21 protein-coding genes and 1 tRNA gene are annotated in these 23,870 nt (G+C 63.7%); 6 read left to right on the top strand and 16 right to left on the bottom strand.

Features of this window, described 5'->3' with window-relative positions:
• Positions 1-34: 34 nt before the first annotated feature.
• Entirely contained in the window at positions 35-2,326 is a 2,292-nt protein-coding gene (gene bglX, locus CQW31_RS24905; RefSeq protein WP_099815640.1) for a beta-glucosidase BglX, read from the bottom strand.
• A 185-nt stretch (positions 2,327-2,511) separates the two neighbouring features.
• Between bglX and CQW31_RS24900 the strand changes: the two genes are divergently transcribed.
• Both CQW31_RS24900 and CQW31_RS24895 read left to right on the top strand, forming a co-directional pair.
• The gene (locus CQW31_RS24900; RefSeq protein WP_054885029.1) at positions 2,512-3,129 is read left to right on the top strand and encodes a TPM domain-containing protein; all 618 of its coding nucleotides are present in this window, start codon (positions 2,512-2,514) and stop codon (positions 3,127-3,129) included.
• Positions 3,130-3,201: 72 nt separating this feature from the next.
• On the top strand, positions 3,202-4,416 hold the full coding sequence (locus CQW31_RS24895; RefSeq protein ID WP_099815639.1) for an SAM-dependent methyltransferase: 1,215 nt from the start codon (positions 3,202-3,204) through the stop codon (positions 4,414-4,416).
• A 16-nt stretch (positions 4,417-4,432) separates the two neighbouring features.
• Here CQW31_RS24895 and CQW31_RS24890 read toward each other — a convergent pair whose 3' ends face one another.
• The 7 genes from CQW31_RS24890 to CQW31_RS24860 all read right to left on the bottom strand — a co-directional run bounded on the left by CQW31_RS24890 (position 4,433) and on the right by CQW31_RS24860 (position 11,483).
• Complete coding sequence (locus CQW31_RS24890; protein ID WP_054885027.1) at positions 4,433-5,443, bottom strand: DUF4917 family protein; 1,011 nt, start codon at positions 5,441-5,443, stop codon at positions 4,433-4,435.
• Positions 5,444-5,646: 203 nt separating this feature from the next.
• Complete coding sequence (locus CQW31_RS24885; RefSeq protein WP_054885026.1) at positions 5,647-7,347, bottom strand: SulP family inorganic anion transporter; 1,701 nt, start codon at positions 7,345-7,347, stop codon at positions 5,647-5,649.
• Positions 7,348-7,546: 199 nt separating this feature from the next.
• A tRNA-Gly gene (locus CQW31_RS24880) sits at positions 7,547-7,620 on the bottom strand.
• 105 nt (positions 7,621-7,725) lie between these two features.
• A complete protein-coding gene (locus CQW31_RS24875) occupies positions 7,726-8,616 on the bottom strand; it encodes an alpha/beta fold hydrolase (protein WP_054885025.1) in 891 nt (296 codons plus the stop codon).
• A 324-nt stretch (positions 8,617-8,940) separates the two neighbouring features.
• Positions 8,941-9,642 carry a pseudouridine synthase gene (locus tag CQW31_RS24870; protein ID WP_099815638.1) on the bottom strand — a complete coding sequence of 234 codons (702 nt, stop codon included), beginning with the start codon at positions 9,640-9,642 and terminating at the stop codon, positions 8,941-8,943.
• A 127-nt stretch (positions 9,643-9,769) separates the two neighbouring features.
• On the bottom strand, positions 9,770-10,000 hold the full coding sequence (locus CQW31_RS24865) for a cysteine-rich CWC family protein (RefSeq protein WP_099815637.1): 231 nt from the start codon (positions 9,998-10,000) through the stop codon (positions 9,770-9,772).
• Entirely contained in the window at positions 9,993-11,483 is a 1,491-nt protein-coding gene (locus tag CQW31_RS24860) for a sensor domain-containing diguanylate cyclase (RefSeq protein ID WP_099815636.1), read from the bottom strand. Before CQW31_RS24860 ends, CQW31_RS24865 begins: the two co-directional genes overlap by 8 nt.
• A gap of 213 nt (positions 11,484-11,696) precedes the next feature.
• Here CQW31_RS24860 and CQW31_RS24855 point away from each other — a divergent pair, with 213 nt between their 5' ends.
• Complete coding sequence (locus CQW31_RS24855) at positions 11,697-12,137, top strand: hypothetical protein (protein WP_054885021.1); 441 nt, start codon at positions 11,697-11,699, stop codon at positions 12,135-12,137.
• A gap of 5 nt (positions 12,138-12,142) precedes the next feature.
• Here the strand turns inward: CQW31_RS24855 and CQW31_RS24850 are convergent, their stop codons facing one another.
• Positions 12,143-13,252 (bottom strand): enoyl-CoA hydratase/isomerase family protein, encoded by a 1,110-nt coding sequence (locus tag CQW31_RS24850; RefSeq protein WP_099815635.1) that lies wholly within the window; start codon positions 13,250-13,252, stop codon positions 12,143-12,145.
• 126 nt (positions 13,253-13,378) lie between these two features.
• Here CQW31_RS24850 and ung point away from each other — a divergent pair, with 126 nt between their 5' ends.
• Positions 13,379-14,071: a uracil-DNA glycosylase gene (gene ung / locus CQW31_RS24845; protein ID WP_054885019.1), complete on the top strand. Its 693-nt coding sequence runs from the start codon at positions 13,379-13,381 to the stop codon at positions 14,069-14,071.
• Positions 14,072-14,182: 111 nt separating this feature from the next.
• Here the strand turns inward: ung and CQW31_RS24840 are convergent, their stop codons facing one another.
• From CQW31_RS24840 to CQW31_RS24820, 5 genes are all read right to left on the bottom strand, one after another.
• Entirely contained in the window at positions 14,183-15,214 is a 1,032-nt protein-coding gene (locus tag CQW31_RS24840) for an AbrB family transcriptional regulator (protein WP_054885018.1), read from the bottom strand.
• Positions 15,207-16,721: a tripartite tricarboxylate transporter permease gene (locus CQW31_RS24835; protein WP_099815634.1), complete on the bottom strand. Its 1,515-nt coding sequence runs from the start codon at positions 16,719-16,721 to the stop codon at positions 15,207-15,209. Before CQW31_RS24835 ends, CQW31_RS24840 begins: the two co-directional genes overlap by 8 nt.
• A gap of 3 nt (positions 16,722-16,724) precedes the next feature.
• A complete protein-coding gene (locus CQW31_RS24830) occupies positions 16,725-17,183 on the bottom strand; it encodes a tripartite tricarboxylate transporter TctB family protein (RefSeq protein WP_054885016.1) in 459 nt (152 codons plus the stop codon).
• Between the two features lie 178 nt (positions 17,184-17,361).
• Positions 17,362-18,342 (bottom strand): tripartite tricarboxylate transporter substrate binding protein, encoded by a 981-nt coding sequence (locus CQW31_RS24825; RefSeq protein ID WP_054885015.1) that lies wholly within the window; start codon positions 18,340-18,342, stop codon positions 17,362-17,364.
• Positions 18,343-18,385: 43 nt separating this feature from the next.
• Positions 18,386-19,675 carry an OprD family porin gene (locus tag CQW31_RS24820; protein ID WP_054885014.1) on the bottom strand — a complete coding sequence of 430 codons (1,290 nt, stop codon included), beginning with the start codon at positions 19,673-19,675 and terminating at the stop codon, positions 18,386-18,388.
• 201 nt (positions 19,676-19,876) lie between these two features.
• On the opposite strand from CQW31_RS24820, the gene CQW31_RS24815 reads away from it, so the two are divergent.
• Together CQW31_RS24815 and CQW31_RS24810 are read left to right on the top strand one after the other, a co-directional pair.
• A complete protein-coding gene (locus CQW31_RS24815) occupies positions 19,877-20,548 on the top strand; it encodes a response regulator (RefSeq protein ID WP_054885013.1) in 672 nt (223 codons plus the stop codon).
• Complete coding sequence (locus CQW31_RS24810; RefSeq protein ID WP_099815633.1) at positions 20,541-21,920, top strand: sensor histidine kinase; 1,380 nt, start codon at positions 20,541-20,543, stop codon at positions 21,918-21,920. The genes CQW31_RS24815 and CQW31_RS24810 overlap by 8 nt, the downstream gene beginning before the upstream one ends.
• Before the next feature lie 64 nt (positions 21,921-21,984).
• Here the strand turns inward: CQW31_RS24810 and CQW31_RS24805 are convergent, their stop codons facing one another.
• Together CQW31_RS24805 and CQW31_RS24800 are read right to left on the bottom strand one after the other, a co-directional pair.
• Positions 21,985-22,791 carry an HDOD domain-containing protein gene (locus CQW31_RS24805; RefSeq protein WP_099815632.1) on the bottom strand — a complete coding sequence of 269 codons (807 nt, stop codon included), beginning with the start codon at positions 22,789-22,791 and terminating at the stop codon, positions 21,985-21,987.
• Between the two features lie 31 nt (positions 22,792-22,822).
• Complete coding sequence (locus CQW31_RS24800; RefSeq protein WP_054885010.1) at positions 22,823-23,764, bottom strand: folate-binding protein YgfZ; 942 nt, start codon at positions 23,762-23,764, stop codon at positions 22,823-22,825.
• Positions 23,765-23,870: the final 106 nt, after the last annotated feature.

Genomic DNA, 23,870 nt, shown 5'->3' with positions numbered 1-23,870 from the left:
GCCCGCGAAAGGGCCGGTACAGGCAACCTTTCAGTTACAGCAGTTCGAAACTCTTTTGTTGCACCGCCTCGGAGTCCAGCCCAACCTGCACATTGAACTCGCCAGGCTCGGCCACTCGCTGTAGCTGGCCGTTGTAGAACTTCAGGTCGTCCTCGCTGATGCGGAAGGACAGGGTCCGCGATTCGCCGGCCTTGAGCATCAGCTTCTGGAAGTTCTTCAGCTCCTTGACCGGGCGGCTCATCGACCCCGAAACATCCTGCAGGTACAGCTGCACCACGGTCTCGCCGTCAAGCTTGCCGGTGTTCTTCACCGTCACCTTGGCCTCCAGGGTGTCGCCACGCTTGAGGTCCTTGCTCGACAGGGCCAGGCCCGACAGCTCGAAGCTGCTGTAGCTCAGGCCATAGCCGAACGGGTACAGCGGGCCGTTGGGTTCTTCGAAATACTGCGAGGTGTAGTTGCCTGGCTTGCCGGGGGTGTATGGGCGGCCGATGCGGGTGTGGTTGTAGTACATCGGGATTTGCCCGACCGAGCGCGGGAAGGTGATTGCCAGCTTGCCCGACGGGTTGTAATCGCCGAACAGCACGTCAGCGATGGCGTTGCCGCCTTCGGTGCCGGAGAACCAGGTTTCGAGGATGGCGTCGGCCTGTTCACGCTCCCAGCTGATCGACAGCGGGCGGCCGTTCATCAGCACCAGTACCAGCGGCTTGCCGGTGGCTTTCAGGGCCTTGATCAGCTCGCGCTGGCTGGCGGGGATTTCCAGGGTGGTTCGGCTCGACGACTCGTGGGACATGCCACGGGACTCACCGACCACGGCCACGACCACATCGGACTGCCTGGCAGCCTTGACCGCTTCATCGATCAGCACGGCCGCAGGGCGTGGGTCATCGACGATTTCCGGGGCATCGAAGTTGAGGAAGTTCAGGTAGTCGAGGATCGCCTTGTCGCCAGTGACGTTTGAGCCTTTGGCATACACAAGCTTCGCCTTGCCCTCGACGGCGCGGCGCAGGCCTTCGCGCACGGTGACCGAGTGCATCGGCTTGCCGTCGGCGGCCCAGCTGCCCATCATGTCGATCGGCGCATCGGCCAGCGGGCCGACCAATGCGATGGTACCGGCCTTTTTCAGCGGTAGCGTCTGGTTGCGGTTTTCCAGCAGCACCAGGCTGCGGCGTGCCACGTCGCGGGCGACGTCGCGGTGCAGACGGTCTTCGGCGTAGTAGTCTTTCAGGTCGGTTTCGGCCTTGCCGATGCGCACGTACGGGTCCTTGAACAGGCCCATGTCGTATTTGGCGCCGAGCACCTCGCGCACGGCCTGGTTCAACTCCTGCTGGGTCACTTCGCCGGACTTCAGCAGCCCTGGCAGTTCCTCGCCGTACAGGGTGTCGTTCATGCTCATGTCGATGCCGGCCTTGATCGCCAGCTTGGCAGCTTCGCGGCCGTCGCGGGCAACACCGTGGCGGATCAGCTCCTGGATGGCGCCGTGGTCGCTGATGGTCACGCCCTTGAAGCCCCATTGCTTGCGCAGCAGGTCGTTCATCAGCCAGGTGTTGGAAGTGGCTGGCACGCCGTTGATCGAGTTCAGCGCTACCATCACCCCGCCAGCACCGGCGTCGAGCGCGGCGCGGTAGGGCGGCAGGTAGTCGTTGTACATCTTCGGCAGGCTCATATCCACCGTGTTGTAGTCGCGCCCGCCTTCCACCGCGCCATACAGGGCGAAGTGCTTGACGATGGCCATGATGCTGTCGGCGTTGGCCGGGCTGCTGCCCTGGAACGAGCGGACCATTACCTGGCCGATCTTCGAGGTCAGGTAGGTATCTTCGCCGAAGCCTTCACTGGTACGGCCCCAGCGCGGGTCGCGGGCGGTGTCGACCATTGGCGCGAAGGTCATGTCCAGGGCGTCGGCCGACGCTTCGATGGCCGAGGTGCGGCCGACCTTGGCGATGGCATCCATGTCCCAGCTGGCGGCCAGGCCCAGGCCGATCGGGAAGATGGTGCGCTCGCCATGGATGGTGTCGTAGGCGAAGAACATCGGGATCTTCAGGCGGCTGCGCATGGCGGCGTCCTGCATCGGCCGGTTCTCGGGGGCGGTACGCGAGTTGAAGGTACCGCCGATGCGCCCGGCGGCGATTTCTTCGCGGATCTTGTCGCGGGGCATGTCCGGGCCGATGCTGATCAGGCGCAGCTGGCCGATCTTTTCGGCTTCGGTCATCTGGCTGATCAGATGATCGATGAACGCCTGCTTGTCCTGCAGGGGCGGGGCGGATGGGGCGGCAAGGGCCGCCTGGCTGGCAAGGCCCATGGCCAGGCCCAGCAAAGACAGTTTCATCATCAATTCCATTGTCGAGGCTTTGCCGTACCCAACGGATACGTGCATGGCCGAAGTTTTCAGGCGGCTATTGTTGTACGATTCGCCGGTAATTCATCCAGCAGCGGATTATGCCTGAATATGTCGGCTGCGGAGGAAGCCCCGAGTGCCGGGAAAACAACTATAAGAACGCTTGAGAGACCGAAGGCATGACGCCCCTCAACGAATACGAACGCCGCCAGGTGGCCGAAGCCATTGCCCGCGTCGAGCGGCGCACCGACGCGCAACTGGTAACCGTCCTGGCGCGACGAGCCGATGATTACGCCTACCTGCCGCTGTTCTGGGCTGCGGTGCTGGCGCTGGCCGTGCCTGGCCTGCTGCACTGGCTGCTGGGCTGGCCGGGCGTGCGTGGGCTGCTGGTAGCCAATGTGCTGTTGTTCATCGGTCTTTGCCTGTTGCTGCGTAGCCCTCGTGTGGCTGCGTGGCTGATTCCGGCCACCTTGCGCCGCTGGCGCGCCTCGAGCCTGGCGCGCCAGCAATTTCGAGAGCAGAACCTGGAGCGCACGGAGGGCGCCACGGGAGTACTGATCTTTGTCGCCGAGGCGGAGCGGCATGTGGAAATCCTCGTCGACCAGGGGATCGATCGCCATCTCGATGCGCAGGTCCGGGCGGCGATGGTTGCGCGTTTGGCCGAGCAGGTGCGCCAAGGGCGTACCTTGCAGGGTTTTGTCGAATGCATCGAAGCCTGCGGCGAACTGCTGTGCCAACAGGTGCCTCGCACCCATGCACGCAACGAACTGCCCAACCGTCTGGTGATTCTCGACTGAAGCGGCGGCTGCAGGGTGTAGAATGCGCGGCATTGCGCAACGCGCCCCTGCTATCCGAGGCACCCGTTTTCCATGTCCGCCAGTACTTCCGCTTCCCCCGCGCCGGATGCCCGCGCCCAGTTCCTCGACCTGCTGAGTGCCGCGCTGCACGGCAGCACCTTGGTCAAGCTGGTGCTGGCGCGCCATGTCGGTGCCGATCAGACCTTGCAGCGCATCATCGCCAAGCCTTTGCAGGTGAAGGGCAAGGCCCAGCTGTCCTTGGTCTACCGGCACCAGACCCGCGACATCACCCGCAACCTGCCGCTGGACCAGGCCCAGGCGCTGGTCGCCGAGTTGCTGCCGGCAAGCTTCCGCAACGCCCACCTGTTCGATGCAGACGGCGAAGTGCAGCTGACCTTCAGCAAGAAGGGCAAGCCGATGCTTCAGCGCCACGGCGCGCAGGCCCCCCGTGAAGCGGTTGCCAATAGCGGCCATGACCGCGAGAAAAAACGCTACCTGGAGCTGACGCGGCCGTTCCTGCGTGACCTGGGCGTGACCGATGCCCATGGTGCACTGATCCCGTCCATGTCGCGCAAGTGGAAACAGATCAACAAGTTCATCGAAGTCTTTGACCATGCCCTGGCCAACGCCCCGCTGGCGGCTGATCAGGCGCTGCGGGTAGCTGATTTCGGGTCGGGCAAGGGCTACCTGACCTTCGCCATGCATGACTACCTGCGCAATACCCTGTCCCGCCAGGCGCAGGTGACCGGGGTGGAATTGCGCCAGGACATGGTCGACCTGTGCAATGCCGCTGCGCAACGCCTGGAGCACCCGGGCCTGGAATTCCAGTGCGGCGACGTGCGCAGTGTGGTGCCCGAGGCCATCGAGGTGATGATTGCACTGCACGCCTGCGATATCGCCACTGACTACGCCATCCACACGGGTATCCGCTGCAACGCCGCGATCATCATGTGTTCGCCATGCTGCCACAAACAGATCCGCCCACAACTGCACAGCCCCGGGTTGCTGCAGCCAATGCTGCAATACGGCCTGCACCTGGGGCAGCAGGCCGAGATGCTCACCGACAGTTTGCGTGCGCTGTATCTGGAAGCCTGTGGCTACGAGACCAAGGTGTTCGAGTTCATCTCCCTGGAACACACCAACAAGAACAAGATGATTCTTGCAGTGAAGCGCCGGCAGGTGGGGGACAACGCAGCCTTGCTGGAGAAGATCGAACAGCTCAAGGCGTTTTACGGGGTGCAGGAGCATTGCCTGGAGACCCTGTTGCGGGCGGATAAGCTGATCTGATTACAGCTCGGGATATCTAGCGACGAGCTGCCGGTACTTCGATAGCGAGTTCTTCGAACCCCAACGGATGCGTGCTGGCATCGAAGAAGTGCAGCGCCGTCCCGGTCATATCCCCGAACCGTTCGACGAAGTGCTGCTTCTGGTTGATCACCGATGCCTCGCTCAACGGCCGTATGGCAATCGACAGGTGGGCCGGCCGCGCCTGGCGAATGGCTTCGACCAGGTGCTGGTCAGTACTGTCCAGGTGCTGCCCGAAAAGGCATAAACCCTGGCTTTCCTGTGCCAGTTGAGCCAAGCCCCACGCCAGGTAATCTGAGTTGCGAATGGCGCGCAGTTTCTCGTCGCTGCGGTCTTCGTTGATGAACAACGGTACTTCACCCGGAATGTTCACCGCAAAACCGTCCAGCAGCTCGGCGCTGTCGGCGCTGCGCTGGCGGGTGCTGCCGTCGGGCAGCTTGAGCAGGTGCAGGCCGCCGTGCAGGTGCAGCACACGGGTACCTTGGCTGCGGGTGCGGCGTACGTCGAAGAAACCCTGATCGTCGAACAGCGCGGCAAAGCCCTGAGGGTTGTGCTGCAGGGCCCATGGCAGGATCAGGTCGTAGTTGCTGGTGTAGACGCTGCGGTACTCGCGCAAGGCCTGGTTGATCGACGCCAAGGTGGCAGCGGGCACCAGCGGCCAGGGCAGGTGCAGGGTGCGAATGGCGTGGATCAGGCCTTCCTTGATCGAGTAATAGCGGTTCAGCGGCGCGGTGGAGTTGATGGCCAGGGCGGCGTTGGCGCGCACGGTGTGATTCAGGGTGCTCAGTACCGGCTCGAACAACTCGGTGCCCAGCGACTTGAACAAGGCCTGGTCGCTGATCGCCAGACCCTTCTTGCGCCCGGCGCGTTGGGCTTCCTCGTACAGCGAGAAGTAGCCGAACGGTTTCCACAGCGCACGACTGGCGCCGTTGCCCAGCAGCAGGGCTGGGCACGGGTGGCGCTGGTTGAGGTCTGGCCATGAGGCGAGGCGGGCGTCGAGAGCTGGCATGTGCGGTCCGTTCGGTGGCGCGGGAAACGGCGGGGACTTTAGCATGTCGTGCAAGGTGAGCGAGGGTTGGTGTTTGCATTGCCACCTTGTACTGCTTGTTCCGGCCTCTTCGCGGGTAAACCCGCTCCCGCGAAGAGGCCGGAACAAGCTGCACAAGACCCGCATGACGAAAGAGGGCTCCGGCTGCGCTGCAGTCCGCTTCTTTATTTAGCCACTGGCTCCTTGCGACTCCTGTTCCGCCAGACCCGATACGCGCGTATCCCTGCTCGCACCGAGCCGAACAGCAGCTTGTCTTCCATTTCCCGCGCCAGTCCCGAACGCACCAGCATGCGCAAAAAGGTGCCGCGTGCGCGGGCGATGGCGAAGTGGATGCCTTGTGCCGTCAGGGTGTCGCGCACTTCGCGCAGTGCGGCGATGCCGCTGACGTCGATGCTGCTCACCGCTTCCGCATCGAACAGCACTGCCTGAGGCTGGGCCTGGCTTTGCACCGCTTCGAGCAGGCGCATCTTGAAATAGTCGGCGTTGAAGAACAGGATCGCGTCGTCGAAGCGGTATACCACCAGGCCCGGTACGGTACGGGCGTCCTTGTGCTTGCGGATGTCGACCTGGCCTTCGGTGCCCGGCAGCCAGCCTAGTACGGCGTCGGTGGGCTGGTAGATGGTGTAGAGCAGGCGCAGGATCGCCAGGGTCACGGCAAACACGATGCCCGGCAGCACGCCCAGACCGAGCACGCCGACTGTGGTCAGCAGGCACAGCCAGAACTCGAAGCGGCTCAGGCGCCTGATGCTGCCCAGCGACCTGATGTCGATCAGGCCCCAGCCGGCCATCAGCAGCACGGCGCCCAGTACCGCCTGCGGGATCCACGCCATGGGTGCGGTGAAGAACAGCAGGATCAAGGCGATGACCAGTGCAGCGATGATGCCGACCAGCTGGCTCTTGCCGCCGACCATGTCATTGACTGCCGTGCGCGAGTCGGCGCCGCTGATGGCAAACCCTTGGGAGATGCCGGCGGCCAGGTTGCTCACGCCAAGGGCGACGAACTCGTGGTTGGCGTTGATCGCATAGCCGTGGCGTGCGGCGAAGCTGCGCGCGGTGAGCATCGCGCTGCAGAAGCTTACGGTGGCGATGCCCAGGGCATCGCGCAGCAGGCTCTTGGTTTCACCGAGGTTGCTGTGCGGCCAGGCAAGCGTGGGGATGCCGGACGGCACGGGCCCGAGAATGGCGACGCCAAAACGGTCGAGGCCGAGCAGGCCGACCAGCAATGTAAAGATCGCCACGGTCACCAGGGCCGCTGGCAGGCGCGGGTAGCGGCGCGGCAGCCAGACCAGCAGCGCCAGCCCGGCCAGGCCGATGGCCAGGGTCATCCAGTGGATCTCGTTCAGGCGCTGGAAGAAATTCACCACGCTGAGGATGAAGCCGTCACCCTCGATCTTGAACCCCACGACCTTCGACAGTTGCCCGGCAATCAGGCTCAGGCCGATGCCGTTGAGGTAACCGATCAGAATCGGCCGCGAGAAGAAGCTGGCGATGAACCCGGCGCGCGCCAGGCCGGCGACAATCAGCATCACCCCAACCAGCACGGTGACGATCACCGACAGTTCGGCAATGCGATGCGGGTCGCCCATGGCCAGTGGCGCCACGGCGCCCGCGATCATGGCGCAGGTGGCGGCGTCCGGGCCGACCATCAACTGCCGCGAGCTGCCGATCAGGGCATAGACCATCATTGGCAGCACGCAGGCATACAGGCCGTATTGCGGCGGCAGGCCGACGATCTGCGCGTAGGCGATGGCGATGGGGATCTGGATCGCGGCCACCGACAGCCCGGCCTGGAGGTCGGGCTGGAACCATTCACGACGGTAGTGCAGGAGGTTGGCAAGGCCGGGTAGCCAGCGGGACAGAAACATGCGTCGTCCTTTCGAAATGTTTCACGGTTCCATGAAGCATATGCGCCCCACGCCGTTTCGCTTGCATGCGAATTGAAGCGGAAGGTATCGAACGCGGCCATGGGCCATATCAATGAAAGGGCAGAAACGAAAAAAGGAGCCTTGGGCTCCTTTTGACAGCGATGACGTTGCTGAACGCCATGCGGGGAAATGCACGATGTGGAGCGGGTAGAGGGAATCGAACCCTCAACTAAAGCTTGGGAAGCTTTCGTTTTGCCACTAAACTATACCCGCGTCTGCGCTGGACTTTTTACCAGAACCCTCTCCGAATTAGAAGCCCACGTTATAAAAAAGCTTGTCGGCGCCCCGTGACCTGCGGGTGTCGGGGCGCCGATGCGCTCAGATGGCCAATGCATGCTGCCCCTGCTGGATGTATGCGTGACTGCGTTGACGGGCCTCGCGCATGGTCGGCTTGAGGAACCCGAGCATGGCGTTACGGGTGTCATCACAGGCTGCCTTGTGTTCCATGTCGAGGAAGTGGCCAGCATCGCGGATCACGCTGAACTGGCTGTTGCCTATATGCTTGCCGAATTCCCGTGCATCTTCGACCGTGGTGTATTCGTCGCGCTCACCGTTGATGAAAAGCACCGGGATGTCGATGTTGCGCGCGCCGTTCAACGCCCGTTGCAAGTCACGCTGCAGCACTTCGTTGATGTGGAAGTGCATCTGCGCGTACTCATGGCTGTCCAGGCCGCTGACATGCCGGTAATTGAAGCGCTTGAACAGTGATGGCAGGTACTTGCCGATGGTGTCGTTGACCAGGTTGCCGACCTGGTAGCGATCACAGGCGGCCAGATACTGGCAACCACGCTCAAGGTAGTCGCGCATCGGCTCGTTGATGATCGGCGAGAACGAGCTGACCACCGCCTTCTTCACCCGCCGCGGCTGGTGCGCCAGCGCCAGCAGCGTGCAGGCCCCGCCCCAGGAGAAGGACATGACGTGATCGCACTGGAAGCGATCGATCAGTTCGAGAAGGATCTGCGCCTCGTCCTCCTTGCTGATCAGCCGTTCCTGGCGGTTGTGTGGCTTGGACTTGCCGGCATAGGGCTGGTCGTACAGCACAACATTGAAATGCGGGTGCAGGTTGCGCACCGTCTGGGCAAACGAGGCGGTGGTGGCCAGCGACCCATTGATCAGGATGATCGTCTTTTCGGCCGCATCCGCGCGATAGAACTCCGTGTAAACCCGATACTGACCTTGGATATCAAGTACAGCGATTTCTGGCCTCATGTCATCGACTCCTGGCGCAAAAAGGGTAATCGCGTCACCTAGGGTGCACGTTCTTTATGACAGGTAGGCATTCGCCTGAATAAATCGGGGGGCCCTGTGTCGATCCTTGGCACATTTGTCGACGATATTGTTGTGGCGGGCAATTTGCCGTGCCCCAAGGCATCTGGGCTTCGGGTGGCCGGCAAAAGGTGTCATGAACGGCAGGCGTGACTGAGTGGTCACTCGCGGACTGACAAGCTAGGAGTCAAGCAGTGGCACAGCGATCCCGCAAGTGCCGTTTGCGCAAATTTGTGACTCGGGCCGCTCAGCGGTCGTATGGCGGTATTACGGCATTCGGACCGAAGCGATTTCGTCCGCTGTCAGAGCCCTGAATTGGCCAGGTTGCAGGCCCGGATCGAGCTGGATCGTGCCCATGCTTTCGCGATGCAGGCCAACCACTTTGTTGTCGAAATGGCCGAACATGCGCTTGATCTGGTGGTAGCGTCCTTCGACGATGGCCAGCCGTGCCTGACGCGGGCCAAGGATGTCGAGTCGGGCGGGCAGGGTGGTCAGGTCTTCGAAGGCGAAATAGAACCCTTCGCTGAACTTGGCAACATAGTGCGCGCCGATCTCGTCTTCGGTTACCACCAGGTAGTGCTTGGGCAGCTTGGTGGCCGGTTGGGTCAAGCGCCGCGACCACTGGCCGTCGTTGGTCAGGATCATCAGGCCGGTGGTGTTGAAGTCCAGGCGCCCGGCGATGTGCAGGTCCTCGCGCAATTCGCCGGGCAGCAGGTCGAGCACGGTGCGGTGCTGCGGGTCTTGCGTGGCGCTGACGCAGCCCGCGGGCTTGTGCAGCATCAGGTAACGTGCGGGGCGGCCGGCCTGCAGCAGTTGCCCGTCCACCTCCACGCGGCTGAATGCCCGGACCTCTGCCTTGGGGTCGCTGACCACTTCATGGTCCAGGCGCACCCGGCGCTGCACCAGCAGCAGGCGCACTTGCTGACGGTTGTAGCAGGGCAGGTTGGCGAGGAAGCGGTCGAGGCGCATGTAAGTATCTGACTCAAGGAGAACGTTGTGGGAGCGGCTTCAGCCGCGAACATCGGCAAAGCCGGTGCCAGGCAGCGTGTCGCCTGCTTCGCGGCTAAAGCCGCTGCCACAGGGATCGCGGCAACTCTTAATATCGAGCAAAACAGTCGGGCCCACTTGCAGTTTCAAGCTGGTCTTGCACGGCGGCGCAGCGTGGGCACAGGCAGGCCTTGTCGCGCAGTTCGGCAGGCAGGGCCTGGAGTACGGCGGGGTCGATGGTCACGCCATAGCACCAACAGGCCTGGGTGGCGCTGCGAGGGTCGGCCAGGCTGCACTGGTTGAGGGCACCGCAGGCGGGGCAGTGCTGGTTGTCATTCATGTCCGGTTCCGGGTGTTTCACTGCAGACGCGGTTGCGGCCGGCCTGCTTGGCACGATAAAGCGCACGGTCGGCGCGGGTCAGCAGGGCGTGCAGCGTATCACCGGGCTGCAAGGCGCTCAGGCCGATACTGGTGGTGAGGGGCAAAGGTTGGCCTTCGTAACTGAACGTGAATTGCTCGGTACGACGGCGGATCTTCTCTGCCACGTCGATGGCCTGCCGGCCCTCGGCCTCGCGCAGCAGCACGATGAATTCCTCACCGCCCCAGCGGCAGAGTATATCCGACTGCCGAAGGCTGCCCTGCAGCACGTTGGCAAACTGGCGCAGCACTTCGTCGCCGGCCAGGTGGCCATGGGTATCGTTGAGCACCTTGAAGTGATCGAGATCGATCAGCAAGGCGGCCAGCGGCGCGCAATCGCGCTGGGCCTCCTGCAGGGCCTGGGCGGCCAGCAGGTCGAAGCTGCGCCGGTTGGGCAGCCCGGTCAGGCTGTCGAGGGCCGCCAGCGCCTCGGTACTGGCTTGGTGGCGCCTGAGCATGCCATTGAGCAGCAACAGAACGACCAGGGTGATCATCGCGCAGATCACCAGGTTCAGGTACAGCGAGTGGCGAATAGGGTCCAGGGCTCCGGTCTCGCGCTTGTCGACCAGCAGGTACCAGCCCAGTTCAGGCAATTGCCGCACATTGAGGAAGTGGCTGTGGCCTTTGCTGTCCTTGTACTCGTGGCTGCCTTCGGTGGGGGTCGCACGCTGCGCCAGCAAATCGTTCAGGTCGGCATTGTCGGTCAAGGGCTGCCCGATCTTCAGGCCATGAAGGCCTCCCTCCGAGCCGGTCAGGATGACCTTGCCCGTGGCGTCGGTGAACAACACCGAGCGCTGGTAACGGCGCTGGTACTTGTCGATCAGCTTGACCACCGCGTTGACACTCAGGCCCACCCCGGTGGCGCCAATGAAGCGCTGCTGGTAGTCCAGCACCCGATAGTTGATGAACACCGTCAGGTTGTCCTGGTTGGCCATGTCCAGGTCGACGTTGATCTCGTACGGCGCGTTCAGCTCGCGCAAGCGGAAGTACCACGCGTCGCGCCAGGTGTCCGGTACCACCTGCTTGAGTATGCCCTTGGCCTGGTAATAGGTCAGGGTGCGGTCGGAGACGAAGAAGGAGGTGAAGGTGTCCTGCTTGCCCATGACCTCGCCAAGAAAGCGAGTGATGCGCTGGGTGTCCTGCTCACCCGCCAGTACCCAGTCGCGCAGAAAGGTATCCTGGGCCATCATCGAGGCGATCAGCACCGGGCGGATCAAGTCTTTCTGGATTTCCGAATAGACGGTATCGGAGGTGAGCGGCAGCTCGGTATTGATGATGCCGTCGCGGATTGTGCTGCGCGAGGCGAAATAGCTGATCAGCGATGTGGCGAGAAAGCCGCAGGTCAGCAACGACAGCAAGGCGAGGATCAGCGAGCGCTGTGAAAACAGGGCGGAGCGTGCGGGCATGATCTTCCCATATTGTGTGCCGGGGGGCTCATTCTATTGGGATGACAGGTAAATGACTGCATGTTTTTAAGGGTTATTTACACCTGTATCAATTTGTTGCTGAAATGGCACTGCACCTGAGTGCCGTTGTCTGATTCATTGTCGATGAACGCATTTGCGTCGACGCTCGCCAGCGCCGCTGTTCGAGCACCGCCAGCGGTCCAGGAGGCCGCCATGTCCTATCGAATTCTGTTGATCGCCCTGCTGGGTCTGATGACGTCCGCCTGTGCGCCCTACTATGAGGGCGGTGGCTATTCCCGTTCCGAATACTATTCGACCGATCGTTATGTCGCGCCGGGGTATTACCGCTATGACCGTTACTATGTGACGCCGCAGCCGCGCTATTACTACCAGCCGGCGCCCCGTTACTACCGGCCCGCACCGGCTCCCTATTACCGGCCGGGCCCGACGCCGGGGATGAACCAGTGGCATGGCAATCCACGCTACGACTACGGCAATCGCCAGCGCTACGACTATGGCCGTGATCGCGACCGCCATGACTATCGCGATGGCAGCCAGCGCTACCAACATGATCGCTGGCATTCGAACAACCGCGGGGATGACGACCGTCAGTCGGATCGTGGGCGCGGAAGGGACCATGACTGGCGCCGCTGACCGCCTCATGCCCCGAGGTCGGCCAACGGATGCCGACCTTCCCACACCTTGGCGAAATGCGCCTCGACCACCGCCGCTGGCACCTGCGCCACATCGGGCCAGTGCCAGCGTGGCTGGTTGTCCTTGTCCAGCAGGCGCGCGCGCACGCCTTCACTGAATTCCGGGTGTCGGCAGCAGTTGAGGCTCATGCTGTACTCCATCTGGAACACCTGGGCCAGTGACAGGTGCCGGGCACGCCGGATCTGTTCCCAGACCAGGTGCGCCGTCAGCGGGCAGCCTTCATGCAGCCGTTGGCCGGCCTCGGCCAGCAATGGATCAGGGTGATGCTTGAGGCTTGCCAAGGCGCGCCAGGCGGCAGCCGGGTCGGCCACATCCAGCAGCTCGTCGATCACCTGGCGCCTCGGCAGCCATTGCGCCGCTGGCAGTTCGGCCCAGGCACGATGCTGTTCGGCCTTGAGCAGGCTGTTCAACTGCAGGTCGGTCTGCTCCTGCCAGTTCAATTGCAGCAGCTCCTCGAGCAATGCCTCCTGCTGTTCCTCGCCGAAGAACCGATCAGCCAGGCCCAGGTCGAGTGCATCTCGGGCGTTGATCGGTGCGCCGGTCAGCCCGAGGAACAAGCCGAGCTTGCCGGGCAGGCGGGCGAGAAACCAGCTGGCTCCCACATCCGGGTAAAGGCCGATGCTGATTTCCGGCATGGCCAGGCGGCTGCTTGGGGTGACGATGCGTACATTGGCGCCCTGCAGCAGCCCCATGCCGCCGCCCAGCACATGCCCGTGGCCCCAGCACAGCAGCGGTTTCGGGTAGGTATGCAGGCGGTAATCCAGGTGGTATTCAGCGGCAAAGAAGGTCGCAGCCAGCGCAGGAACGCTGCCGGGGCGGGCCAGGCAGGCCTGGGCCAGCGCCCGCACATCGCCGCCGGCGCAAAAAGCCTTGGCACCATTGCCACGCAACAGCACACAGACGACCCCAGGGTCGCTGGCCCAACTGTGCAGCTGTTCGCCAAGCACTTCGATCATCGGCAGGTTGAGGGCATTGAGCGCCTTGGGGGCATCGAGTGTGGCGATGCCGATTCGGGCGCCATCGGCGCCGGTGAGTACCTCGCAATGAATGGCCATGGACTACCTCGCACAAGTCATCCCCCAAGTATGGCCCGCGTGGCCGATCATGCCGGTCGTCGGTCGGATCGATTGACAAGGGCAAATGGCTTACCTAGTGTCGCGCCATTGTTTACGGATGGCCCCATGACTGAAGACGATCGAATCAAACTCGAACCCAGCTGGAAGGCTGCACTGCGCGCCGAGTTCGACCAGCCCTACATGCAACAGCTGCGGGAGTTCCTGCGCCAGGAGTACGCTGCCGGCAAGGAAATCTATCCGCCGGGGCCGCTGATCTTCAATGCGCTCAACTCCACGCCGCTGGATCAGGTCAAGGTGGTGATCCTCGGCCAGGACCCGTATCACGGCCCGGGCCAGGCCCATGGTCTGTGCTTCTCGGTGCAGCCGGGCGTGCCGGCGCCACCCTCGCTGGTCAACATCTATAAAGAGCTGCAACGTGACCTGAACATCCCGATTGCCAGCCATGGCTACCTGCAGAGCTGGGCCGAGCAGGGCGTGCTGCTGCTCAACACGACCATGACCGTAGAGCGCGCCAATGCAGCCTCGCATGCGAAGAAGGGCTGGGAGTTGTTTACCGACCGGATCATCCAGGTGGTCAGCGAGCAGTGCCCGAACGTGGTGTTCCTTTTGTGGGGCGCGCATGCCCAGAGCAAGCAGAAGCTGATCGATGGCACCAGGCACCTGGTGCTCAAGTCGGTGCACCCGTCGCCGCTGTCGGCCTATCGCGGGTTCCTCGGCTGCGGACACTTCAGCCGCACCAACAGCTTCCTCGAACAGCGTGGCATGGCGCCCATCAACTGGGCGTTGCCGCCACTCTGAAACCGCGTCGCCTTCTTCGCGGGCAAGCCCGCTCCCACAGGGATAGCGCGGACCTCAAGGACTGTGCAGTCCCTGTGGAAGCGGGCTTGCCCCGCGAAGCAGGCGACGCGATTACTGAGTGTTGGTGTTCCAAAGTCTGAACAACGGCTCGGCCAGAAACAGCACCAGGATCAACCGCACCACCTGCAGCGCCGTCACCAGCGGCACCGACAGCTGCAGGGTCTCGGCCGTCAGGCTCATCTCGGCGATGCCGCCCGGCATCATCCCCAGGGTCAGCGAACGCAGGTCCAGTTCGGTCAGCACGCTCAATCCCCACGCTGCGCTGCCGGCAATCGCCATGCACAGCGCCGTGGCCAGCAGTGTGCGGGCGAGGAAGGAGGGGGCGCGGCGGAAGAACGCACGGTTGAAATGGCAGGCCAGGCCGCTGCCGATCAGCCACTGGCCGATCTGGCTGGCACCGTTGGGCAAGCCGATCTGCAGGTTGCCTGCCAGGCTTACCGACGCGGCGACCAGCAACGGCCCGAACAGCCAAGGGTTGGGCTGGCGCAGGCGCTGCCAGGCGAAGCCCAGCGCCACGCCCAGTGGCACGATCAGCGCCAGCCAGCCCCAACTGACACTGCCAGCGTGATTCAGCGGCACACCGTCACCCAGCAGGTACTTGAACAGCGCCGGCACGCACAGCACCACGGCCAGCACGCGCAGGCTCTGCGCCGCCGCGACCTGGCTGAGCACCGCGCCATTGCGAGCGCCAAGATTGACCATCTCCCCCGAGCCACCGGGCATGCTGGCAAAGAACGCCGTGGCGCGGTCTTCACCGGTGCGCCGCAGCAGCCAAACGCTGATCACGCTGGAAAGCGTGGTAAACAGTGCGCCGAAGAAGATCAGCGCGAAGTGGCTGGCGACCTGCTCGATCACCGCCGGGGTGAAGTGCAGGCCGATCCCGATACCGATGATGCATTGCCCACACTTGCGGCCATTGGGGATTTCCGACAGCTGCCAGGGCGTCAGGCAGCGCACCAGGATGATCGCCAGCAACGCACCGACCATCCACGGCAAAGGCCAGCCGACCTTGCTGGCGGCAAAACCGCCAGCAAGGCCGACCAGCCCGGTTGCGACAAACAGCGGCAGTGAGCGATCAGGCATCCGCCATGGCCTGGCGCTGCAGGCTGCGCTTGCGCCAGATGCGCAGCAGCGGCAGGGTCAGCATGCAGATCGTCAGCACCCACACCGACAGGCTGATCGGGCTCGACCAGAGGATGCCCAGCTCACCGTTGGAAATCGACAGCGCCCGGCGCAGGTTCTGCTCCATGAGCCCGCCGAGGATGAAGCCGAGCAGGATCGGCGACAGCGGGAAGTCCAGCTTGCGCAGGATGTAGCCCATGATGCCGATGCCGACCATCAGGAACAGGTCGAAGGTGGTGGCATGCACGGCGTACACGCCGATCGCGGTGATGATCGCGATCACCGGCACCAGCGCCCAGTTCGGCACGGCAAGGATGCGGGTGAAGATGCGGATCATCGGGATGTTCAGGATCACCAGCATGATGTTGGCGATGAACAGCGAGGCGATCAGGCCCCAGACGATGTCTGGCTGCTGTTCGAACAGCAGCGGGCCCGGGGTGATGTTGTACAGGGTCAGCGCGCCGATCATCACCGCCGTCGTGCCCGAACCTGGAACGCCGAGGGTCAGCATCGGCACCAGGGCGCCGCAGCAGGATGCACCGATGGCGGTTTCCGGGGCTGCCAGGCCGCGGGCGTCGCCTTTGCCGAACTTGCCCTTTTCTCCGGCGATGCGTTTCTCGGTCATGTAGGCCACGGCGCTGGCCAGGGTCGCGCCGGCACCCGGCAGCACACCCATGATGAAGCCCAGCAGACCGCAACGGATGTTGACCACGAACACCGAGGCCGCTTCCTTGAAGTTGAACAGCATGCGCCCGGTGGCTTTCACCGCCTGGTGGCCATGGTGGGTCTTCTCCAGCAGCAAGAGGATCTCGCTGATGGAGAACAGGCCCAGCACCAGCACCACGAACTGGATACCGTCGGCCAGGTGTACGCTGTCACCCGTGAAGCGGTACACGCCGCTGTTGGCATCGATGCCGACCGCTGACAGGAACAGGCCGATCAGGGCGGCTATGAAGGTCTTCAGTGGCTTGTCACCGGCCATGCCGCCGAGGGCGACGATGGCGAACACCATCAGCACGAAGTATTCCGCAGGGCCGAAGGCAATCGCCCATTTCGCCAGCAGCGGGGCGAACAGCACCATGCCGCAGGTGGCGATCAGCGCACCGATGAACGAACTCCATGCCGACAGCGACAAGGCCACGCCAGCCAGGCCCTGGCGCGCCATCGGGTAACCATCGAGGGTGGTCATCACGGTCGAGGCTTCGCCTGGAATGTTCAGCAGGATCGAGCTGATCCGGCCGCCGTATTCGCAACCCAGGTACACCGCGGCCAGCAGGATCAGCGCCGACTCCGGCGGCAGGCCCAGGGCAAAGGCGATCGGGATCAGCAGGGCCACGCCATTGATCGGGCCCAGGCCCGGCAGCAGGCCGACCACGGTGCCAATCAGCGTGCCCGACAGGGCGGTGACCAGGTTGTAAGGGGACAGGGCGACGCCGAAGCCCTGGCCCAGGTAGCTCAAGGTATCCATGTGTCAGTTCTCCAGTACGCTCAGCAGGCCGAGGGGCAGGGGTACGTCCATGACGCGGTCGAACAGCCAGTAGAGGAACACGCTCATGCCCACCACCACGAGGGTGCTGTTCAACCAGCGGCCGCCATACAGGCGCGCCATGGGGATGCCGACCAGGATGGCGCTGAGGATGAAGCCCAGGGCTTCAAAGGTGGCGGCGAAGATGATCAGCAGGCCGACGCAGGCGGTGATCTTGATCAGGGTTTCGCGGTCGAGCGCCGGCTCGTCGTCCTTGCGCACGATAGGCGTGGGGCGGATGGCCAGGTACAGCAAGCCCAGGCTCATCAGGCCGAGCATCAGCAACGGGTAGGCGCGTGGCCCCACCGGTTCGTAGGAAAACGCGGCCTGGTAAGGCCAGGCCATCACGGCCAGGGCGGCGCACACCGCCAGCAGGGCCAGGGCGAAGATGCGTTGCAGGATCATGAAGGAATCCTCGTTGTTATCGACGAGACGCGGAGCCTTTGTGGCAGCGGCCTTGTGTCGCGAAAGGGCCGCGTAGCGGCCCCAGGATTTCAGCGGCGCTGCGCATATTGCCGGGGCTGCTGCGCAGCCCTTTCGCGACACAAGGCCGCTCCCACAAAGAGCGGACCGCGCATGGGGCTTACTGGATCAGGCCGAATTCCTTGGCCAGTGCCTTGTACTCAGTCACCTGCTTCTTCACATAGCCGTCCAGCTCCGCACCGGTCATGGCGAACGGGAACAGCTCGCGCTGGTCACGCAGCTTGGCGAAGTCTTCCGATGCCAGCATCTTGTCGAACGAGTCTTTCCACCAGGCGTAGTCTTCGTCGCTCACCTTCGGCCCCAGGTAGAAACCGCGCACCACCGGCCAGACGATGTCGTAGCCCTGTTCCTTGGCGGTGGGGATATCTTTCATCTCCGGCTCGTCCAGGCGATGTTCCGAGAACACCGCGAGGATGCGCATGTTGCCGCTCTGGATGTGCGGCATGGAGTCGGAGATGTCGGTAGAGCCGACCTGGATATGCCCACCCAGCAGCGCGGTGGCGATTTCGCCGCCGCCTTCCAGGGCCACGTAGCGCAGGTCGCGCGGGTTGATGCCAGCGGCCTTGGCGATGAGTGCGGTCTGCATCCAGTCCTGGCTGCCGACGGTGCCGCCGGAGCCGATCACCACCTTGCTCGGGTCCTTCTTCAGTGCCGCGACCAGGTCGTCGAGGGTCTTGTAGGGCGAATCACTCTTCACCGCGATGGCGCCATAGCTGGTGCCGACTGCGGCCAACCACTTCACCGCGTTCTCGTCGAAGCGGCCGAACTTGCCTTGGGCCAGGTTCAGCAGCGAACCACTGGACCAGGCCACCAGAGTGCCAGCGTCGGCCGGGCGCTGGGCAACCACGGCGTTGTAGGCGACTGCACCGACACCGCCAGGCATGTAGGTCACGCGCATCGGCTTGCTGAGGATCTTCTCCTCCACCAGGGCGCTCTGCACCAGTTTGCAGGTCAGGTCGAAGCCACCGCCGGGCGAGGCCGGGGCGATGCATTCAGGGCGTTTCGGTTCGGCGGCGAGGGCATTGCCGGCCAACAGCAGGCAGCCGGTGGCGAGGACGAGGCGGCGCAGTGAAAAGGTCATCGAATGTCTCCGTGAGCGTTTTTGTTTTGGGTTACCGCATGGGTTACCAGAGCGCTACGCTGTAGCTCACCAGCAGCCGCACTTCGTCCGCATCGCGAGCGAAGTTGGAGCGGAAGGTGGCGTTGCGCAGGCGCACGGCGACGTTCTTCAACGGGCCGCTTTGTACCACGTACTTCAGTTCGGTGTTGCGTTCCCACTCCTTGCCCTCGCCACCGGCGGCACGGCTGACGTTGTCGCCGTTGATGTAGCGGGTCATGAAGGTCAGGCCGGGGACGCCGAGGGCGGCGAAGTTGTAGTCGTAGCGCGCTTGCCACGAGCGCTCGTCGGCACCGGCAAAGTCGTTGATCTGGACGAAGTTGACCAGGTATGGATCGGCGCCATCGACGTAGGGGAAGGCGCTGTCGCCGGAAAGCTGCTGCCAGGCCGCGCTGACCTTGTGCCCGCCCAGGCTGTAGCTGAGCATGGTGTTGAAGGTGGTGTTGTCGATGCGCCCGGCCTTGGCCGCGCCGGCATCGTCGCTGATCGCCAGGCGCACGTCGGCGCCGAAGGTGCCCGGGCCCCACGGCTGGGTGGCAAGCATGCCGATGAAGTGCTGGCGATAGATGTCGTCGAGCTGGGCGAAGTGGTAGCTGCCGGTGATGCGATCGGTGAACTTGTAGTCCAGGCCGGCCAGGTCGAGGTTGTCGGCGCTGAACGTGCCACCGAAGCGGCCGTTCTTGTTGTTGAGGGCCAGGTCTTCCCAGTTGGTGTCGTTGCGGTCCTTGGCCTTGTCCAGGCGCCCGCCGGTGAAGGTCAGGCCCTTGATCTCCTGGGAGGTCAGCAGGCCGCCCTCGAAGGTCTGCGGCAGGATGCGCCCGTCGTTGGGCTGCAGGGTCGGCAGTTCCGGGATCAGGGTGCCGATCTTCAGTTCGGTCTTCGACACTTTGACCTTGCCGGTCAGGCCGAGCTTGGAATACTCGTCGGCAGCCTTGCCGTCATCGTGGGTCGGCAGCAGGCCGGTGCCGGTGCGGTCGGGGCTGGAGTCGAGCTTGATGCCCATCATGCCCAGCGCATCCAGGCCAAAGCCCACGGTGCCATCGGTATAGCCGGACTCGAAGTTGAGCATGAAGCCCTGGGCCCACTCGTCGCGCTTGGATTGCTGCGCGCTGGTGCCATCGCGGAAGTCGCGGTTGAAGTACATGTTGCGGGTTTCGAAGGTCGCCGTGCTGTCTTCGAAGAAGGCGGCCTGGCTCAGCGGGGCGACACCGGCAAGTGCAAGGGCGCAGGCGATGGCAGAAGGACGTGCGGACAGGTAACGGCTAGGCGCGAACGCCTGAGGCTGCGATGACAGCATCGGGATGACTCCGTTTTTTTGTTCTTATTCGTTGCACCTTGCTGGTGCTTTTTTTCGGCGCGTGGGGCGACCGTGGTGCGATGCTAGGTAATGAACCTTTCGCTAACCTTTCAGCGTGAAAGGTTTGTTCCGAGGGGCTTCACAGGCTTGCCGACAGCGGTACACTCCGCGCCACCGCCCCACCCGAGCAGGGAGAATCCGATGCGTGTGCTGTTGGTCGAAGACCATCTGCAACTGGCCGAAAGCGTGGCCCAGGCCCTGAAGAGCCAAGGCCTGACCGTGGATGTATTGCACGATGGCGTAGCTGCCGACCTGGCCTTGGCCAGCGAGGAATATGCCGTTGCCGTGCTCGACGTGGGCCTGCCGCGGATGGACGGTTTCGAGGTGCTGGCGCGCCTGCGCGGTCGTGGCAAGACCTTGCCGGTGCTGATGCTCACCGCGCGCAGCGATGTGAAGGACCGTGTGCATGGCCTGAACCTTGGCGCCGATGATTACCTGGCCAAGCCTTTTGAACTGACCGAACTTGAAGCCCGGGTAAAGGCGCTGCTCAGGCGCAGTGTGCTGGGCGGCGAACGCCAGCAGCGCTGCGGGCCGCTGGTCTATGACCTGGACACCCGGCGCTTCAGCCTCGGCGAGGACAACCTGACCCTGACCTCGCGCGAACAGAGCGTGCTGGAGGCTCTGATCGCCCGCCCGGGCCGGGTGATGAGCAAGGAACAGCTGGCCGCCCAGGTATTCGGCCTGGATGAAGAAGCAAGCCCTGATGCCATCGAAATCTACATCCATCGCCTGCGCAAGAAACTCGATGGCCACTCGGTCGCCATCGTCACCTTCCGTGGCCTGGGTTACCTGCTCGAGCACCGCGATGCGTGACAACGGCAGCTTGCGCGGGCGGCTGCTGGGCAACCTGGCACTGCTGCTGGTGGTACTGATGCTGGCCAGCGGCCTTAGCGCCTACTGGAACGGTCGCGAAGCAGCCGATACCGCGTATGACCGCACCTTGCTGGCTTCGGCGCGGACCATCGCTGCCGGGCTGTCCCAGCGGGACGGCAGCCTGAGCGCCGATGTGCCCTATGTGGCGCTGGACACCTTCGCCTACGACAGCGCCGGGCGTATCTACTATCAGGTTCTGGACATCAATCAGAAGCTGATTTCCGGTTATGAGCACTTGCCGCCACCGCCGCCCGGCACGCCGCGCACTGACGACTATCCGGCGCTGGCGCGCTTCTACGACGCCACCTATCTTGGCCAGGATGTGCGAGTGGTCAGCCTGCTGAAGGCGGTGAGCGAGCCGAACATGAACGGCATGGCGGAAATCCGCGTGGCCGAGACCGAAGAGGCGCGGGTGCGCATGGCCCGTGGGTTGATGGCCGATACCCTGCTGCGTCTGGGTATGCTGGCGCTGGGCGCGCTGGTCATGGTGGGGTTCGCGGTCAGCGCGGCACTTCGCCCGCTGGAGCGCCTGCGTACGGCGGTAGAGGAGCGTCAGCCGGATGACCTACGGGCGTTGCCGGTGGTCCAGGTGCAACGTGAACTCGGCCCACTGGTGCGCGCCTTGAATCACTTCACCGAACGATTGCGCGGGCAGTTCGAACGCCAGGCGCAATTCATTGCCGAGGCTGCCCACGAACTGCGCACACCGCTGGCGGCACTGAAGGCGCGAGTCGAGCTGGGGTTGCGTTCGCAGCAGCCCGAAGAATGGCGGCAGACCCTGGAGTCGGCTGCACAAGGCACTGATCGCCTGACTCATCTGGCCAATCAGTTACTGTCGCTGGCGCGGGTCGAGAACGGTGCCCGGGCGATTGCCGAAGGCGGTGCCCAGCGCCTGGATCTGAGCCAGCTGGCCCGTGAACTGGGCATGGCCATGGCGCCACTGGCCTACAACCGGGGCGTCGCCTTGGCCCTGGAGGCCGAGGCGCCGGTGTGGTTGAAGGGCGAGCCGACGCTGCTCAACGAGCTGCTCAGCAACCTGGTGGACAATGCGCTGGCGCATACCCCGACGGGCGGCAATGTGATCCTGCGGGTGCTGGCGCCGGCAGTGCTGGAGGTCGAGGATGATGGGCCGGGGATTCCCGAAGCAGAGCGTGAGCGGGTGTTCGAGCGTTTCTATCGCAGGGGCGTGCAGGGCAGTGGGCTGGGGTTGGCCATCGTCGGTGAAATCTGCAGGGCGCACCTGGCGCAGATCAGCCTGCATGATGGCGAGAAGGGCGGGTTGAAAGTGCGGGTGAGTTTTATTGCCGACTGATGGGTTGCCTGTGCCGGCCCCTTCGCGGGCATGCCCGCGAGGAGGCCGGCGCAGGCAAAACAAGTCAGCGCAACATGCTCCGCGCTTCCAGCAACTCGGCAACCTCCAGTTCGGTGCCAAACGGCAGCCCAAGATGGCGATAAGCAGGCAACGCCGCCAACGGCCGGCTGCGCGCGCGCTGGCTCAGGCACTTGGCGATCTGCACCACATCGATGTAGTCAACCTTGTCGGTGCGCCGGTCCAGGTCCTGGACCTGGCTCGGCAGGTTGACCAGCTGCTCGGGAAACTCCCACGAAGAGAGGATCTTGTCGCCCAGTACTGGCTGGATCTGCTCGATCACATAATTCAGGCAGACCGGGTCGGAAAGCAGCTCGTTGTGTTCTTCGGCGTAGATCAGCACTGGTAGTGCACCGATCTGGTTGACCAGCCCACCGAGTGTTGCCTGGTCGGGTTTCAGTTGGGTGAAACGGCGGCAAATTTCGTAGCTGATGCCGGCAACTTCAAGGCTGTTCGACCAGATATCGCGCAGCTTCTGTTCAACTGCCGGCGAGCGGGCATGGAAGATCTGTTCGATCACCAGGCCGATGGCCAGGTTGCAGCTGTAGTTGATGCCCATGCGGGTGATGGCCGTGTGCAAGTCGGTGACTTCGACCGCGGCACGCAACAGCGGGCTGTTGACCACCTTGATCAGGCGCGCCGACAGGGCGGCATCACGGCCGATCACCTTGCTCAGGGCTGCAACGCTGATCTCGCTGTCTTCGGCGGCCTCGCGAATGCTCAGGGCTACCTCGGGCAGGGTTGGCAGGACCAGGTCATCGTTATCGATGGCAGCCAGCAACTGCGCTTGAACCATCTCGGCCAGCTTGTTCATGAACGTCTCAACGGCAAGGGTGGTGCACTGTTCAGCGCTGGATTTCCTGATCGCGGTCCAGCTCGTACGGCAGGCTCAACACCTGCAGGCTGGGGCCTTCGAGGCTGCCCAGGTGCAGGTTGTCGTCCTCTACCGACTCGGCGCTGAGCACCGCTAGCAGCTCGCAACCCTGCCCTGTGCTGGCGGCCAGCACGACCTCGCCAACTGACGAGCCATGGGTCGGCGAGAAGATTTCCGTTCCCGGAGCGGGAATAGCCTGCTGCTCGAGTGCCAGCCGGTACTGGCGGCGCTTGAGCTTGCCCAGGTACTGCATGCGCGCGACGATTTCCTGGCCGGTGTAGCAGCCTTTCTTGAAACTCACGCCATCAACGGCCTGCAGGTTGATCATCTGCGGGATGAACAGCTCACGGGTCGGGCCCGTGACCTGGCCGATACCGGCGCGCACTTGCCCGAGCAGCCAGTCGTTGAGGCTGCCTTGCGGCAATGCGGCTGCCAGTTGTTGGCGAACGCTGTCGGCCTGGGCTACCGGTACCCAAAGTTCGGCACGGTCGGCGGAGACTGCAATAGCGATCAGGCCATCATGGCGAACGGTGCTGCCCGGCGCTGGCGGGAGGTCCAGGCCCAGTGCCTGCAGCGCGGCGCTGCCACCTTGCAGGCCGAAGCGTGCCCAGGCTGCGCTCTCATCAGTGAGCGTGGCCTTGGAAAAGACGGCGTACTTCTTCAGGTCTGCCAGTTGAGGCTCCAGCAACTCGCTGGCCATGGCCAGCAGGTAACCGTTGCCCTCGGGCAGGATGCGGAAGCTGGACTGCATGCGCCCCTTGACCATGCAGCGCGCGCCAAGGCTGGCGTGCTCCAGGCTGAGGTAGTTGATGTTGCAGGTCAGCTGGCCCTGCAGGAACTTGCCGGCGTCGGAGCCGCGGACGGCGAGGATGCCCTCGTGGGACAGGGGGCTGAAGAAAGCGGAATCGGCCATGGGTCATCGCGGTGGCTAAAGACTGGGGGCCATCATAGAACGCCAGTAACAAAATAGGTAGGTGACTAGACCAACGCCCTGTGCCGCTTCGTTCACTGCGCGGTAT

Source organism: Pseudomonas sp. 382 (assembly GCF_002759075.1).
Lineage (GTDB): Bacteria > Pseudomonadota > Gammaproteobacteria > Pseudomonadales > Pseudomonadaceae > Aquipseudomonas > Aquipseudomonas vlassakiae.
This window is presented reverse-complemented; position numbering and strand designations above follow the sequence as displayed.